General features: G+C 56.5%; 10 protein-coding genes, 1 tRNA gene and 2 pseudogenes. 6 read left to right on the top strand and 7 right to left on the bottom strand.

Going from position 1 to position 15,065, the window contains the following annotated elements:
- The first annotated feature begins 97 nt into the window (after nucleotides 1-97).
- Nucleotides 98-967 (top strand): Vgb family protein, encoded by an 870-nt coding sequence (locus BOA8489_RS16710; protein WP_093975457.1) that lies wholly within the window; start codon nucleotides 98-100, stop codon nucleotides 965-967.
- Here BOA8489_RS16710 and BOA8489_RS16705 read toward each other — a convergent pair.
- From BOA8489_RS16705 to BOA8489_RS16690, 4 genes are all read right to left on the bottom strand, one after another.
- Nucleotides 915-1,172, bottom strand: coding sequence for a hypothetical protein (locus BOA8489_RS16705; RefSeq protein ID WP_093975456.1), 258 nt, complete (start codon nucleotides 1,170-1,172; stop codon nucleotides 915-917). The two genes, BOA8489_RS16710 and BOA8489_RS16705, sit on opposite strands and share 53 nt — an antisense overlap.
- 120 nt (nucleotides 1,173-1,292) lie before the next feature.
- Nucleotides 1,293-3,188 carry an acyl-CoA synthetase gene (locus tag BOA8489_RS16700; protein WP_093975455.1) on the bottom strand — a complete coding sequence of 632 codons (1,896 nt, stop codon included), beginning with the start codon at nucleotides 3,186-3,188 and terminating at the stop codon, nucleotides 1,293-1,295.
- A 108-nt stretch (nucleotides 3,189-3,296) separates the two neighbouring features.
- Nucleotides 3,297-5,090, bottom strand: a complete 1,794-nt coding sequence (locus tag BOA8489_RS16695; RefSeq protein ID WP_093975454.1) for an ABC transporter transmembrane domain-containing protein — start codon at nucleotides 5,088-5,090, stop codon at nucleotides 3,297-3,299.
- Between the two features lie 229 nt (nucleotides 5,091-5,319).
- A tRNA-Gly gene (locus BOA8489_RS16690) sits at nucleotides 5,320-5,393 on the bottom strand.
- 729 nt (nucleotides 5,394-6,122) lie between these two features.
- On the opposite strand from BOA8489_RS16690, the gene BOA8489_RS16685 reads away from it, so the two are divergent.
- A complete protein-coding gene (locus BOA8489_RS16685; RefSeq protein ID WP_093975453.1) occupies nucleotides 6,123-7,658 on the top strand; it encodes an ABC transporter substrate-binding protein in 1,536 nt (511 codons plus the stop codon).
- 141 nt (nucleotides 7,659-7,799) lie between these two features.
- Here BOA8489_RS16685 and BOA8489_RS16680 read toward each other — a convergent pair whose 3' ends face one another.
- Complete coding sequence (locus BOA8489_RS16680; RefSeq protein ID WP_176440346.1) at nucleotides 7,800-8,768, bottom strand: M14 family metallopeptidase; 969 nt, start codon at nucleotides 8,766-8,768, stop codon at nucleotides 7,800-7,802.
- A 93-nt stretch (nucleotides 8,769-8,861) separates the two neighbouring features.
- Between BOA8489_RS16680 and BOA8489_RS16675 the strand changes: the two genes are divergently transcribed.
- The 4 genes from BOA8489_RS16675 to BOA8489_RS16660 all read left to right on the top strand — a co-directional run bounded on the left by BOA8489_RS16675 (nucleotide 8,862) and on the right by BOA8489_RS16660 (nucleotide 13,758).
- Entirely contained in the window at nucleotides 8,862-9,953 is a 1,092-nt protein-coding gene (locus BOA8489_RS16675; protein ID WP_093975451.1) for a substrate-binding domain-containing protein, read from the top strand.
- A 114-nt stretch (nucleotides 9,954-10,067) separates the two neighbouring features.
- Nucleotides 10,068-11,924 carry a dipeptide ABC transporter ATP-binding protein gene (locus BOA8489_RS16670; RefSeq protein WP_093975450.1) on the top strand — a complete coding sequence of 619 codons (1,857 nt, stop codon included), beginning with the start codon at nucleotides 10,068-10,070 and terminating at the stop codon, nucleotides 11,922-11,924.
- Nucleotides 11,921-12,853, top strand: coding sequence for an ABC transporter permease (locus BOA8489_RS16665; protein ID WP_093975449.1), 933 nt, complete (start codon nucleotides 11,921-11,923; stop codon nucleotides 12,851-12,853). The genes BOA8489_RS16670 and BOA8489_RS16665 overlap by 4 nt, the downstream gene beginning before the upstream one ends.
- Before the next feature lie 2 nt (nucleotides 12,854-12,855).
- On the top strand, nucleotides 12,856-13,758 hold the full coding sequence (locus BOA8489_RS16660; RefSeq protein ID WP_093975448.1) for an ABC transporter permease: 903 nt from the start codon (nucleotides 12,856-12,858) through the stop codon (nucleotides 13,756-13,758).
- 65 nt (nucleotides 13,759-13,823) lie between these two features.
- Here the strand turns inward: BOA8489_RS16660 and BOA8489_RS20850 are convergent.
- A pseudogene (locus BOA8489_RS20850) lies at nucleotides 13,824-13,982 on the bottom strand (IS6 family transposase); the annotation flags it as partial.
- 380 nt (nucleotides 13,983-14,362) lie between these two features.
- Nucleotides 14,363-14,926 (bottom strand): annotated as a pseudogene (locus tag BOA8489_RS16650) (2-dehydro-3-deoxy-6-phosphogalactonate aldolase); the annotation flags it as partial.
- Between the last annotated feature and the right edge of the window lie 139 nt (nucleotides 14,927-15,065).

The following is a 15,065-nucleotide window of genomic DNA, read 5'->3' as shown; positions in this document are numbered from 1 at the left end:
CCCTCGCGACGAATTGGAACCGCCCGGCCTAATGCGCCAATCGAAATGATCAAAAAACCTGGCCCCGTATCGCGGCAAAGCATGCTAGCCTTCGCGCATGCTTCGATTTCTCGCCCTCCTCACACTTCTCGCACCGCCTGCTCTGGCACAGTCTTTTGACGTCGGGCCTTTCGCCAGCTTCGATCTCGCGTCCGAGGCCATTCTCGGCGATCCTCACGACCTTGCCATTGGTCCCGACGGTCGCCTTTACGTGGCCGACAAACTCAAAGCGCGCATTGCGGTGTTCGACCCGGAAACTCTTGAATTCATTGAAGAACTTGGTGCTGGCTTCCTGCCGGCCGTGCGTGATATCTCGTTCGGCCCAAATGGTGAAGTCGCCGTCGCGGTCACGGGGGCCAGTGCCGTCGCCCTCTACGAAAGCCTCGACGCCTTGCGTGCGCCCCCGGACATCGGAGTGCGCGCGCCCGGCACTGAAGGCGCGCTGTATCACTCGTCGGGCCGCATCTATGCCATGGCCAGCGGACTGGGCGCGCTGGTGGCCTTTGAAGACCTCCAGCCCCTGAACGGCATCGAAGGCCATCTCGGAGCACACGACGTCGCCGAAGCGCCGGACGGCACCATCTGGATCGGCGACAATCGTATGCGCCGCCTCGTGCGCTACAGCCAAGACCTTGAAAGGCTTCAGGTAATCGACGCCGACAAATTCGGCCTCGTCGGCCCGCGCTATATGGATTTCACCGAAACCGGCTTTCTGGTCGTCGCCGATCAGGACATGCACCGCATCCTTCTGATCGACCCCGAAGGCCCCGACGGAGGCACCTTTCTCGGAGTCCTCGGAGACGGTACACCCGGCATCGGCCCAAACAAATTCGACGACCCCGAGGGGGTCGCCGTCAGCGGTAACCGTTATTACATCAGTGATTCAGACAACAACCGGATTGTGCGATACTCGGTCTTCCTGAATTGACCTTTCGGTGCGGTACCAGCAACGGGTCTTCTTCGACCTTGCCGGAAACGTCTTCAAACATCATCGCGCTGACAAGGGCTGCCAGCAGAACCGCCATGCCCGTTCCGATATAAGCCAGCACGACGACCGCTGCACTTGCCCCGCTGAGAAACGCCACAAACGCAGCAACCACGCCCAGTCCGAACCCCATTCCAACAAATGCCATTTCGAAAATCCCGATCTTGTTTCAAAAACCAAGATCACCGATTTTCCTGACTGAAATGTGGCGAAACCCGCTTCAAATACGGCAAATTCGGGGCAATTCGTTAAGACTTTTGCGAAACTGTTAAGCTTCCCACTCCCAGGCAACTGCAAATGCGCCTAGCACTTCAGCGACTTTCGCGTCGTCCGCTTCGCCCGTCCTGGCAATCCGCGCCACCAGCCCACGCCGCTTGTCCTCGACGACCTTGTCCACTTTCGCTCCCTGACCGGCCTCCGCCAGCGACGCGTCGAACACCCTTGCTATCGCAAGCCGGCGCAAATCGGGCTTGAACACCTTGCCTACGGCTGTTTTCGGTAATTCATCAAGGATTTCAATGTGCTTTGGATAGGCTGCGCGCTCGGCAATACGCTCGATCGCATAGTCATAAAGCTCTTTTTCGCTGACCTTCGCGCCCTGCACCAACTCCACATAAACGGCCGGGACTTCGCCCGCGTGCGCGTCCGGCTGCCCGATCGCCCCCGCCATCGCAACCGCATCATGGCCCGCCAAAGCCTCTTCGATCTCGGCCGGATCAATGTTGTGCCCACCCCGAATAATCAGGTCTTTCGCGCGCCCTGTGATCCACAAATAGCCTTCCGCATCTAGCCGACCGAGATCGCCTGTGCGCAGATAAGACTTGCCGCCGAACTCATGATAAAGCCCCTGATTCTTCGCGGCCTCCGTATATGTCCCGCCCATCACAACCCCGGGATTCGCCACACAGATTTCGCCGATATCATCGACGCCGCTTTCGCTGACTCCATCTGACGTCGCCTCGAATATCCGCACATCCGTGTACGGGAAGGGTATTCCGACCGACCCAACCTTCTTCACGCCGCCAATTGGATTGCATGACACCAGACAGGTCGCTTCAGTCAGCCCATAGCCTTCGATGATCTCAACGCCCGAGGCCTTTTCAAACCGCTTGTAAAGCTCGACCGGCAAAGGAGCCGAGCCCGAAAACGCTGTCCTGACCGACGAAATATCTGCGTTTACGGGGCGTTGCATCATCGCGGAAATCGCGGTCGGTACGGTGATGATGAAAGTCACATTCCAACGCTCGATCAACTTCCAGAAGTTGTCGAAAACCCCGTCCCCGCGATACCCCTGAGGCGTCGGAAATACCACATGTCCTCCCGACGCTACCATCGACATCAAGATCACATTGCAGGCAAAGACATGGAACAAAGGCAGCGGGCAAATGACAACGCTCTCCTCGTCAAACAGCAAATCCTGCCCAAGCCAGCCGTTGTAATTCATGCCCGAAAACCGATGCTGCGCGACCTTCGGCATACCCGTGGTCCCGCCCGTATGGAAATAGGCGCAAGCCCGGTCCACGGTCGCATCGTCAAAATCGAGCGTTGTGTTGTGCTTGGCAAGTTCCACGTTGAAATCCAGCACCTTGGCCGAATGCTGCACCGGGTTCTTGGGGCGGATAAACGGCACGATCCACGATTTCGGAGGCGTCAGATAGCGGTTCAGATCAACCTCAAGTACGGTCTGGACATTGGGCGCCAGCCGCACGGCCTCGGCCGCCTTTTGGGCCACATCCGACTTGGGGAAAGGCTTCAGCGTGACCAGCACTTTCGCGCCGGTTTCTCGCAAGATCGCACCGATCTGCTCGGCGTCCAGAAGCGGGTTGATCGGGTTGGAAATGCCCGCCACCGTGCCACCCAAAAGCGTGATGACCGTTTCGTTCGCGTTCGGCAAAAGATAGGCCACCACATCGGTGTCACCAATACCGAGCGCGCGGAACATATTCGCCGCCTGTGTCACCTTGCCGTGCAAGTCCGACCAGGTCAGCGTCTCGGCTTTGTCCGTCGGTCCCGACAAGATCTGAAAGGACACCGCATTGCGCGCACCGAATTTCTCGGTCGTGCGTGACAACAATCCGTAAACGCTAGTCGGCAAGCCGCGCTCTGCCCATGTCATTGCCTCTTCGATCGCGTTGCGATCCGCCATCGACGTGAAGTCGCTCATGGCCGTTCCTCCCTTGAATGCCGGACTTTGTCCGTGCGTTTAAGGGTTTGTTGACAAAATTCGGGTAAATCGCAAGGGACGCGCGTTTGGCACGCTGCGTCACACTGCTTATTCGGCGGCAACTCCGTCGGTAAACTGCAATCGCGCCAGACGCGCATAAAGACCGCCCTCCGCCACCAGCGCGGTGTGCGACCCCGTCGCGACGATACGTCCGGCGTCGAACACCAAAATCCGGTCGGCCTTTTTCACCGTTGCCAGTCGATGCGCCACGACCAGCGTCGTGCGCCCCTCTGCCAATCGGTCAACAGCGTCCTGCACCGCGCGCTCGCTTTCCGCATCCAACGCGCTGGTCGCCTCGTCCAGCAGCAGGATCGGCGCATCCCGCAAGATGGCCCGCGCCAGGGCAATCCGTTGCTTCTGCCCTCCCGACAACATGACCCCGCGCTCTCCTACATAGCTGTCATAGCCATCCGGCAAAGCGGTCAGGAACTCATGCGCCGCAGCCGCCTTCGCCGCCTCTTCGACCTCGGTGTCCGTTGCGTCAGGGCGACCAAACCGAATGTTGGCGCGTGCGGTGTCCGCAAAGATCACAGGGTCCTGCGGCACCAAAGCCATCGAGCGGCGAAAGTCAGACCGCGTCATCTGCTCAAGCGCATGTCCATCCACCATGATCCGCCCCGAATTCGGGTCGTAAAACCGCAGAAGCAATTGAATTACCGTCGATTTCCCCGCACCTGACGGTCCGACCAATGCCACCGTTTCACCCGGTTTGATCGTGAAACTCACATCATCCAGCGCGGCCACCTCGGGTCGCGCCGGATAGCGGAACGTCACGTTGTCGAACGTTACAGCCCCCAACATGCGATCCGGCACAGCCACGGGCGAAACAGGGTCGCGCACCGTATCTTCCGCTTCCAGTAGCTCCACAAGACGCTCGGTCGCACCCGCCGCCCGCTGCAACTCTCCCCAGATCTCCGACAGGGCCCCAACCGATCCGGCAACCATCACCGCATAGATCACGAACTGCACCAACTCACCGATTGTCAGAGTGCCCTGCCGCACATCGTAAACACCGCTCCACAGCACGCCAACCACGCCGAAGAACGCCATTGTGATGACGATCACCGTCATGATTGCCCGCGTCAGGATCCGGCGGCGCGCTGCGTCAAACGACTTCTCGGTAAGCTCGGAAAACGCAACCCGGCTCGGGTCTTCATGGGTAAAAGCCTGCACCGTTTGCACCGACAACAGCGTCTCGGATGCCGCCCCGGACGAATTCGCAATCCAATCCTGATTTTCACGACTGAGCGACCGCAGCCGCCGTCCAAGCACGACGATCGGCACAATGATCGCCGGCACCGACAGCATCACAATCCCCGCGAGCTTTGGAGCAGTGAATACCAAAAGCGCCAAACCTCCCATTAAAGTCAGGAGGTTACGCAAAGCGATTGAAATCGACGACCCGATGACGCTTTGGATCAAAGTCGTGTCCGTGGTGATCCGACTCAGGACTTCTCCCGTCATCAGGCGCTCGTAAAACGCCGGGCTCATCGCGACCATGCGGTTGAAAACTGCGACGCGAATGTCCGCGACAACCCGTTCGCCCAGACGCGTGACAAGATAATACCTCAGCCCCGACCCCAGCGCGAGCAAGGCCGCAATGCCCATTGCTGCAATGAAATAGCTGTTCAGCAGTTCGGTTTCTTTGGTTTCGAACCCGTCGACCACCCGACGCACTGCCAGCGGCAGGACAAGCGAAATCATCGCCGTCAGGACCAATGCCGCGCCAGCAGCGACCAGCAGCCACTTGTAGGGATGCACAAACGGCCAGAGCGCGCTCAAGGCACGGACATTGCGCGATTTTGCGCGGTCTTCGGGATTTACATCAGCAGCATCGGTCATTGTACGGGCCAGATTTAAACCGGGAGCGAAACAAGCCGCAAGGCGACATTGTGACGAGGCCACGAAAAACTGGATTTTAAAGGAAAAAGGTCTGGAGCGGGCGGCGGGAATCGAACCCGCGTCATTAGCTTGGAAGACAGGCGATCAAAATTCTATTTATCTTATAATTTCAAATCAGTAACTGAACCGAATTATCTTTTTTATAGGTAATTTGTCGGAAATGGATTTTTGGAGCGGGCGGCGGGAATCGAACCCGCGTCATTAGCTTGGAAGGCTAAGGTCTTACCACTACACAACGCCCGCTTGACCGAACGAAGTCCTATTTCATGGGTGATTGGAGGTCAAGCTTCTAGATGGCGTCTGATGGCATGACTCTTCTAGTTCTTACCTCAAATGATCCAAACATTCTGCTGTCTTAGCCCCGTGAAATTGGTTTGCCACTGGCGAAACTACCAAGCTATCTCGTCTGAATATTTTCTTCTCACTACTCCCAGCCCGCTTTCGTAGCCAATGCAATACAGCCCCGTCCCTGTCACCAAGCATTCCAGCATCGCGGCTGCGCAGAAACAAGCTTTCTGTGCTGTTCTATCCAATTACCCTTTCTGTGCTGCTCTATCCAATTACCCTTTCGGGCTCAAAACAGTCATTCGCTGCGCTCCGCCTCAATATCCGCTCTGCGCGTAAGCTCGCGGATTTGTGGTCTCTGCATCGAGAATTGCTGTGGTTGCCGATTTGCCAAAACCGGCCCCAACCAGTGCTCGCAGCGATTGCCAAGCTCTTCTGTCCGGGCCGTCGAACTGCCGTTCGCAAGCCCTGAGGAGACTCTTAATAACTTGGGTCGCTCGCTACGAACGAGGGCGAAACCGCGGAGGCCATCTGATAGCGGCGTCTTCGGTGGCCGGCGCTATGTAGTCGGCCTATCGGTCATTGCATACATACAAACAACCATATTGATTTGTATTGTATTATATGCAATGGTCTCAAGGGTGACTTCCGGTGCGCACACCGAGTCGGGAAATCAGGGAGGAAGAAATGCTCACACTTGCCAGACGGGGATTCCTGCAAGGGCTTGGCGTCACTGCCGGAGCCTCAATGGTGCCGCTGATCGCGTCAGCACAAACGCGCCGCAATGTTGTTGTAGGCGTGCAGAGGCTGCCCGAAAACATCAGTCCTGGCCGGGACACTTCGGATTTCACCGTGCCGATCTCATACAATGTGTTCGACAAGTTGATTGAATTGGACTTCCAGAATCAGATGGCACCGGCGCCCGGTCTTGCTACCTCGTGGGAGATAAAAGACCACAAGGAGATCACATTCCGTCTGCGCGAAGGCGTCAAATTCCACAACGGCGATACGATGACCGCTGAGGACGTGGCTTTTACTTATTCGAAAGAGCGCCGCGAAAGTGACGGCCCCGTGCGACTTTCACAGTTCTTCTCGAACATCGCGGAGGTTCATGTTGTCGATCCCCTGACCGTGCGCATTGTGATGGACGGTGTTGATCCGATCCTCGAACAACGCTTTGCGATGTGGAGCGGCGAGGTCGTCAACAAACGTGCCTACCTGGCGGCGGAGAGTTATGCGGCCTGGGCGCTTAATCCAGTTGGCACAGGGCCCTTCAAAGTGGATAGCCTGAACACCGACGCCTTCAACCTGATAGCTTTTGATGACCACTGGCGCGGACAGCCGAATATCGCCTCGCTGAAATTCGTCGAAGTTCCAGAAGTTGCCGGACGGATCGCGGGCTTGGCCTCCGGTGATTTCGACATGATCACCGTTGTTCCCGCCGACCAAATCGACACAATTGAGAGCTATGGAGACATAGAGGTCGTAGGTGGTCCCGGAGCGAAGATGCGTATCCTAATCTTCAATCAGGGAGAGTTTGCGCATCCGATGATGAAGAACGTGCATTTCCGCCGCGCCCTAAGCCTTTCGGTGGATCGACAATTGATCGCGGATGCATTGTTTGCCGGGCGCGCCTCAGTGCCAAACGGGCTGCAGTTGCCGAGTTTTGGCGATATCTACGATGCGAGCTACCCAAAGCCTGCCTACGATCTTGCGCGCGCGAAAGAGGAGCTTACCTTGTCAGGGTATAACGGCGAGGTCATCGACTATCCGCTACTTCCCAACGTGATTGATACCGAGGTTGCCGTCGCCGAAGTGCTGGCCGAGATGTGGCGCGGTGTTGGAATCAATGTCGAATTACAGATCCGGGAGAACTGGAAGCAAATCACCAAAGCGCATCACTCGATCCGCAACATGTCGGCCACGATGGTTTGGCAGGACCCGGCCACCGTCCTTTGGCGTCTATTCAAGCCGTCTGTCATTAAGGGACGCGGCTGGGGCTGGGAGAACGAGGCATTTATTTCTGGCGGCAAGATTCTAGAAGAGAATCCAGATCCAGTTGCGCGGCGGCAGGCCTTCAAAACCATGATGGAGGAATGGGAAACTAACGACCCCATGGGCATCGTTCTGTTTCAGGAAGTCTGGCTCTACGGCAAGAAAAAAGACCTGGATTGGCAACCCTATACGCTGCCATATCTTGACTTTGGCCCAGCCAACATCTGATCCGACTATGCATTTTCTGACGGGGCCGGCGAGTTGCCGGCCCTTATCTTTCCGCCCAGCTAAGTGGCATTTCTCAAGGAATAAGTGGACGCTCTGGTGCATGGCGCCGGTGCTGCAGGCTGGTCTTTGCATAATTGAGGGTTAAGCAGAGACCTTCCCGGGAATACTTCTGGCGAACCGCCCGCAGCTGCCACCATCCAACCGGAAATGTACCGGCATGATAAAATAGCAGTTATCGATCGGCGTAAGCACCTCTACGCGCTCCGGGCCGGAAAATCCAAGCAGAGCTCCCCGATGCGGAAAGAACGTGCCATTCTCAAAATCCTTAGCATATTCGAAGATGCCGCCTTTTGGCAGGACAATTTCAACGACCTCTAGGTGCAGTTGTTTCTGCGCCCTTGGTTTCGATTGTCGCGGCAGGACGCCGACGCACTCAAGAAAATCCATCGCAATAAGTTCGCCCTGGGCAATCGCCGACGCCTCCCAATGCTGGCCTGCTTCCAACTGGATCGCAACGGCCTTGTCGTCAGGATCGCCGAATTGCGCATAGTCACGCAGGCGCAGACGCTCGGCTTGGTGCATCGTTCCGGTCAGGACGATAGGAATACTAGTGATGTTTGCGATCAAATCTAGCGCGGCTGTTTTGCCCTGTATAAGGGCAACGGGGCGGCCACGCCCCTGCATTGTATGAATATCCAGAAGGTAGTCGACCGTGTCGACGATTGGACGAAGTGCACGCGCCCGTCGAACCTCGCTGCCCTGATTGTACGGATCTTCTAACTCCGGCCCCCAAACGCGGTTGATATCCGCGTCGATGAAGCGATTGAGGTACGGTGCGGCGCAATCAAAGCGGGCGTAGGCGTCTGGGTTACCAAAGCAGAAGGTGATCCTGCCATTTTCTGGGCGCACCGTGTTTTTTAGCATCCTGACCAGAATTTCCGCCCCGGCAATCTCGTTGCCATGCATGATGCCGCATATCATCACATGAGGGCCGGGCTGTTTGGAGTCGTAGCTCCACACATAGGGAATACCAATGTTGCCATCGGCATATTCTGAGATGTCCACCGGGGCATACTCGACATTTGTGTAGCGACGCGACAGATCATTCATTACAAAAGGCGCCATACAAGTCATCCTTGCAATACAATTTGTTTGACAAACAATCACATTGTTGAGTAAAGATCAACCATTGAGAGGATCAAGATGGCCGATCGACCGAGCGGAACGAACTTTGTTGACACGCTGCGTGCGGAGTTCGCGGGGCTCGCCGCTGGCACGCGAGTCCCTACGATCCGCGATGTGGCGGCCCGGTATTCGATCAGCCAGTTTTCGGTGCAGCGCGCGTTTGAATCTCTCAAGGAAGAGGGGCTCATCCAAAGCTTTGTCGGGCGCGGGTCTTTCATCGCCGGGGGAGACCAGTCGCACTCGACCGATATTGCCGGCAGGGGTGCACGCGTTCTGATTATCAGCCACTCCACTCCAAGTTCGCGCGGTACAGAAATCACATTGCTCTTGCAAGCTGCACTGCTTGAAGGCGGGCATAAGCCGATTTGTGTGAGTTATGCTGATGTCTCGGACTTGCACGACCTGCTGGGCAAGGGCGGTTTTGATGTCTGCGTGCTGCAACCGCGGCGCTCCATCCTGCCGGTTGAGGCGCTGGCGTTGCTTAAGTCCAAGGCGCGCCACATGATTGTCGAGGGTCGGCAACTGGAGTTTCTTGATGTCGACGTGATTGTCCGGAACCGGGCAAAAAGCATCGCTTTGGCGCTGCGCCATCTGCGCGAATTGGGTCATGAGCGCATCGGCCTTCTGACCGAAAGTCTGGACGCAGCCGCCGGCTATGCCGAAATCGAAAATCTTTACTCGCAATACTTTGCGTCGTCGCTGGATCAGCCGGAACCGCTGATCTTGCGGGTCAACAGCGAAACCGTTGAAGTTGGTGGCGGAGAAGAGATTGGCGCCGCCATGACAAAGGAACTGGCGGGCCGCACATCAAAACCTAGCGCATACATCGTATCTGGTCGGTTTAAGGCCGACGATATCCGTAAGGGCTTTTCAATAGCTGGTTTGGACGTTCCCGGCGACGTCAACATAGTGCATCTGCGTGCGCATGAGGCGCTGTCCGGACAAGGGGCAAGCCTGACTACTGTTGGGCGACGCGCAGACCATGTAGCCAGTGGAATTGTTGACATCGTGAATTGGCGACTTGCAAACCCGAATGAACCAGCAGGCCTGGTGCTTGACGATCCGTCCTTGGTGAAAGGCAATAGCACATGCCCCTTCTCAGGAAATTGACATCGAGACCGGCACTGAAAATTTGGGCAACCTGACGACGCGGGATCGAGCGTCGGAGCCAATTGCAGTTATTCGGCGCCGAGGCGGCGGCTGATACTTTTTATGTGAGAGCAAATGACCGAACCCATAGCACGTCCATTGCGTTCAGAGAGATTGCCGCTTCAAATCAGCGCGCTCTCGGTCATTTTGGGGGGTGAGGCCGCTGCCGTCCCTATCATCGACGATATTTCGCTTACCGTTGGAGTCGGCGAGATCGTGGGCCTTGTCGGCGAAAGTGGCAGCGGTAAGTCGGTAACTTGTCTTGCTGCACTTGGTCTGTTGGGGCCGGATTGGTCGCTCAGGGGCGATATTCGAATTGGGTCGGCCCATCTTGACCAGAGAAGCGATCCGAGATCACTGACCAAAGTGCGCGGGCGTGACGCAGCAATGATCTTTCAGGACGCAAGCGCCTCGCTGAACCCGATCCAAAAGATTGGCAAGCAACTGACGGACACTGTGGCGCGCCTGCAAGGTATTTCGCGGGTCAAAGCCAGGACCATCGCGCTTGACCTTCTGCACCGGGTTGAGATGCCGGAACCCGAAGAGCGGTTCCATTCCTATCCTTTCCAATTGTCAGGCGGTCAGAATCAGCGGGTGATGATTGCTCTGGCGCTGGCCGGGCAGCCATTACTATTGCTCGCGGACGAGCCGACGACGGCGCTTGACGTCACTGTTCAATCCCAGATCCTCGACCTGATCTCCAAGCTGCGGGATGATACCGGAATGGGTGTAGTGTTTGTCACCCATGACCTGGGCGTGGTTAGCGAGGTGTGCGACCGAGTCGCCGTAATGTATTCGGGGCGCATCGTCGAGGCAGGAACGGTTGCCCAGATCATGAGTGCGCCGTGCCACCCTTATACCAAGGGGCTGATCGACTCCATGCCCACACTTGGCGGGCACATCCCCAACGGGATCAAAGGTCAAGTTCCGTCTCCAGACAAACGGCCAGTGGGCTGTGCCTTCGCCCCGCGGTGCTTCAAGGCATCCACACAATGCAGCCAAGAACGGCCCGGTGAGACGACTGACAATCATGGCCACTCGGTCAGCTGTTTTCACTCATTGACGGAAGCCGAGGGCATTTCCGACGTCGAAAACGGGGGTGCATCAGTGGCGGAATTCCCGGTCACCGAGGGAGAACCACTGTTGTCACTCAAATCAGCGGCCTGCGACTACAAAACCCGCAATGGAGTGTTCCGTGCGGTCGCTAAAGTGTCTCTGGACCTACGCGAAGGCGAAAGTCTTGCGGTGATCGGCGAAAGCGGCAGCGGAAAATCAACCATCGGAAAGTTAATACTTGGGATTGAACCAACCAGCGAAGGCAAAGCGTTTTTTGGTGGCCAACAGGTTCCGCTGCTGGGCACGCAAGCCCACAAAATATTTGCCCGCTCTGTGCAACTAGTACCGCAAAATCCCTACCTTTCGCTTGATCCCCGCGCACCAATCGGAAAACAAATCGAAGAACCGCTGGTCATCCACAGGATTGGCACCGCCAGAGAGCGGCAAGCCAAGCGCAACGAGCTTCTGGAGGCGGTTGGCCTGGCACGCGCTCATGCCGACCGTTATCCCCACGAAATCAGCGGCGGGCAGTGCCAGCGGGCCGTGATTGCCAGAGCCATCAGTCTGGGACCAAAGCTGTTGATCTGCGATGAAGCCACCGCGTCACTGGATGTATCTGTGCAGGCGAGAATAATTGAGCTTTTGCGCAACTTGCAGCGCCAATTCAAGCTTTCGATGGTCTTCATCACGCACGACCTGCGCCTGGTGCGGTCTCTGTGCAACCGCGTCGCTGTCATGCGCTCAGGCGAACTCGTCGAACTGAATGAGACGGAATTGCTTTTTGCAGCACCGCGCCATCCCTATACGCGAGAGCTGCTGGCTTCGATTCCCGATGTCGTCTCGGAATCCTCAGGACACAGGCTTTCCTCCCAATGACCCGTATCGTCATCCGCAAAGTGCTGCGAGCAGCGCTAACGCTATTTCTTGTAGTCACCTTTGTATTTTTCGTGCTTCGCATTACCGGCGATCCGGTGTCTGCCATGATGCCTGACGACACCGACCCGGCCATTATGGAACAACTGCGTGAGCAGTGGGGCTTGAACCGTCCTCTGAGTGTGCAATATGTCGAATATTGGCGCAACATCGCAAAAGGCGATTTCGGCAATGCCTATCGCGATGGCCGCCCGGCACTAGAGATCGTCATGGAACGCGTCCCGGCGACGCTGAAACTTGCGCTGACCGGGTTTACGTTCATTCTGCTGACAGGGTTTCCTCTGGGCATACTCGCTGCGGTCAATCGCGGCTCCGGTATCGACCGGGCGATCATGACACTGTCCGTGACCGGCTTTAGTCTGCCCAATTTCTTTCTTGGAATCCTTCTGATTCTGCTATTGTCGGTGAATCTAAGGCTGTTGCCCGCATATGGCAGCGAGCATTGGTACAACCTGATAATGCCCGTCATTACACTGGGCACCGCCGGCGGCGCCGTGATTGCACGCTATGTTCGCTCCTCCATGCTCGAAGTTCTGAATGCTCCCTATATCCGCGCTGCCCGCGCCCGCGGCATGACAGAGCGCGAGATTATCTGGAGCGTCGCGCTCCCCAACGCCGCAATTCCGGCGATCACAGTAATCGGTTTCATGGTGGGTGCTTTGATCAGCGGATCGATCGTAACCGAGACGGTTTTTGCCTGGCCCGGCATTGGGCGATTGTTAATCGACGCCGTGTCATCGCGCGAACTCGCCGTCGTGCAGACCATTGTCATGATGACGGCCGCATCGATGGTTCTGGCTAACCTGACAGTCGATATTCTGTATCTGATTATTGACCCCCGCCAACGGTTTGGCTCCGGGTCGGGGGAGTAACCATGCCGCGAGCTGACATCGCAGAACACTTTGAGCCGCATTCGAAACTGAGAGCCATGCTTGCCGCGATTACGGCATCGCCAGGGTTGGTCAAGGTGGCACTGTTGTGGCTTCTACTGATCGTTTTCATCGCCATCACCGCGCGCTGGATCATGCCGTACGACTATCAAGCTACATCGCTTTTGACACGACTGTTGCCGCCGGGTGCAACGGGTTTGGATGGAAACTTCCACCTGCTTGGCACTGATCATCTGGGCCGCGATGTCTTAAGCCGCCTGTTCACATCAATTCAGCTGACGATGTCAGTTGCAGTTTTTGGCACACTCTTTGGCGCAGTCGTCGGCAGTTCGATCGGGTTTGTTGCGGCGCGGTTCCGGGGTTGGGTTGATGACATCATCATGGTGCTAGTCGATTTCCAGGCCTCGATGCCCTTCGTAATCATCGCGTTGTCAGTCATAGCTGTCACTGGTACCGGCAACCTTTTGCTATTCGTCTTGCTCGTCGGCTTCCAGGGATGGGAACGCTACGCAAGGATCAGCCGTGGCCTGACCCTGTCGGCCGTAAACCATGGCTACGCGGCCTCTGTGCGTCTGCTGGGCGGCGGTACGATGCGTGTTTATCTTCTTCATATCCTGCCCAACATCATGGCGGCATTGATCGTCCAAGTTTCGATCAACTTCCCCGAAACGGTGATCCTTGAAACCTCGATGAGCTTCCTTGGGGTCGGCATTCAGCCACCAAATACCTCACTTGGAAACCTGCTAAGCTATGGCCGCGACTACCTGCTGAATGCCTGGTGGATCGCCGGTATTCCCGGGATGACGATTTTTCTCACAACTCTGTCGATGAGCATCGTCGGCGATTGGTTGCGCGATGTGCTTGATCCGACAACCAGCAGACGGTGATCGGGTGCTGCCAGACGAATTCGAACCAGTCTCCAAACGGGCAGTCAAGCTGCCCCTTATGTCGCTCAGAGACCGCGCCATTCGGCAAGAGCAGCGGCGCGGTTCAACTTGAAATTGGGTCGATTTGAGAGGCTGCGTTCCTGATTAACGTGATTGTAGACGGAACCGTGGACCGTAGCGAATTTCTGCAGACTTCGCATGCGCCTGAAACGCAACATCTCTCTCCCGTCAGTGATGATGCGGTGGCGCGGGTATCGAAAGCATTCAGGGAAGCTCATCCCGGAATCACTCTTAAGCACATCTTGGACTCGCTGCCCCCAACGTTCTCGCTAGGCGGCGATTCCTCCGTGTATTTTGATGGGCTAAGACAGGCCGGTATCTCGGAGGAATAATTCAACGGCATTTCCTGTAGGTCGAGCGCGAGGTGGAAATGGACGCTTTGGGCTCGGAGCCGTCATTCGCTGCGCTTTGCGTGAAAGCCTGCTATTCGGACACTGCTGCCATCAATTGTTGGTGTCACTACGATTGCGTTGCGCCGCAGTCTACTTAACGGAAAATTATTTCGCGATTTCCACCCGAGAGCATCTTGAAAAAGGATAACTACTTATCGAGAAGCGGCGGAATCGTAGGCCTCAACGATATCTTTTGCGCGGTTCGCAACTTCTGCGGGATTGAACCCCGCCTGGTAGAGGGCGGAGCCAAGGCCGAATCCGGTTATTCCTGCCAACAACCAATCTTTGAAGTTTTCTGGCCCTGCGCCTCCGACAGCATAGGTTCTAACGTCAGCAGGTAAGACAACGGATATTGCCCTGAAGCCGCTGATGCCCAAAATGGACGATGGAAAGAACTTCAGGCCATCCGCGCCATTGCGAAGTGCAGTAAAACAATCTGTTGGTGTCGACACACCGGGATATGAGGCGAGGTTGGCGTCCTTCGTCGCTTGGATAACGTTCGGTGAAGTATCGGGCGATACGATGATTTTGCCACCAACATTGGCGACCCGACGCACGTCGGCCTCATCCAAAACCGTTCCCGCCCCGACTTGCGCAACCGTTCCGAACCGTCTGGCCAGTTTGGAAATGCTGTTAAAAGGGTCGGGAGAATTCAGTGGTACTTCAATAGTTGAGATGCCACATTCTATTAGAACTTCTCCAATACTCTCAACTTCGTCTGGCTGGACTGCCTAGCCTGATCTGACTGGTCCAACTTGATTGTTAGTGCATGACTGGTCGTCGGTCTATTGGCATGATGGTTTCCGGAGCCGGAGACCGATATCCCAAGGCGCTGTGAGGCCGTTTCGTGTTGTA

Source organism: Boseongicola aestuarii (assembly GCF_900184815.1).
GTDB classification, from domain to species: Bacteria; Pseudomonadota; Alphaproteobacteria; order Rhodobacterales; family Rhodobacteraceae; genus Boseongicola; species Boseongicola aestuarii.
The sequence above is the reverse complement of the archived record's forward strand: the minus strand, read 5'-3'. Positions and strand labels throughout refer to the sequence as shown.

Coding starts and splice junctions, on each gene's coding strand:
- BOA8489_RS16710 (WP_093975457.1), top strand. CDS start 98: ATGCTTCGATTTCTCGCCCTCCTCACACTTCTCGCACCGCCTGCTCTG.
- BOA8489_RS16680 (WP_176440346.1), bottom strand. CDS start 8,768: ATGAATGATCTGTCGCGTCGCTACACAAATGTCGAGTATGCCCCGGTG.
- BOA8489_RS16665 (WP_093975449.1), top strand. CDS start 11,921: ATGACCCGTATCGTCATCCGCAAAGTGCTGCGAGCAGCGCTAACGCTA.
- BOA8489_RS16660 (WP_093975448.1), top strand. CDS start 12,856: ATGCCGCGAGCTGACATCGCAGAACACTTTGAGCCGCATTCGAAACTG.
- BOA8489_RS16670 (WP_093975450.1), top strand. CDS start 10,068: ATGACCGAACCCATAGCACGTCCATTGCGTTCAGAGAGATTGCCGCTT.
- BOA8489_RS16675 (WP_093975451.1), top strand. CDS start 8,862: ATGGCCGATCGACCGAGCGGAACGAACTTTGTTGACACGCTGCGTGCG.
- BOA8489_RS16685 (WP_093975453.1), top strand. CDS start 6,123: ATGCTCACACTTGCCAGACGGGGATTCCTGCAAGGGCTTGGCGTCACT.
- BOA8489_RS16705 (WP_093975456.1), bottom strand. CDS start 1,172: ATGGCATTTGTTGGAATGGGGTTCGGACTGGGCGTGGTTGCTGCGTTT.
- BOA8489_RS16700 (WP_093975455.1), bottom strand. CDS start 3,188: ATGAGCGACTTCACGTCGATGGCGGATCGCAACGCGATCGAAGAGGCA.
- BOA8489_RS16695 (WP_093975454.1), bottom strand. CDS start 5,090: ATGACCGATGCTGCTGATGTAAATCCCGAAGACCGCGCAAAATCGCGC.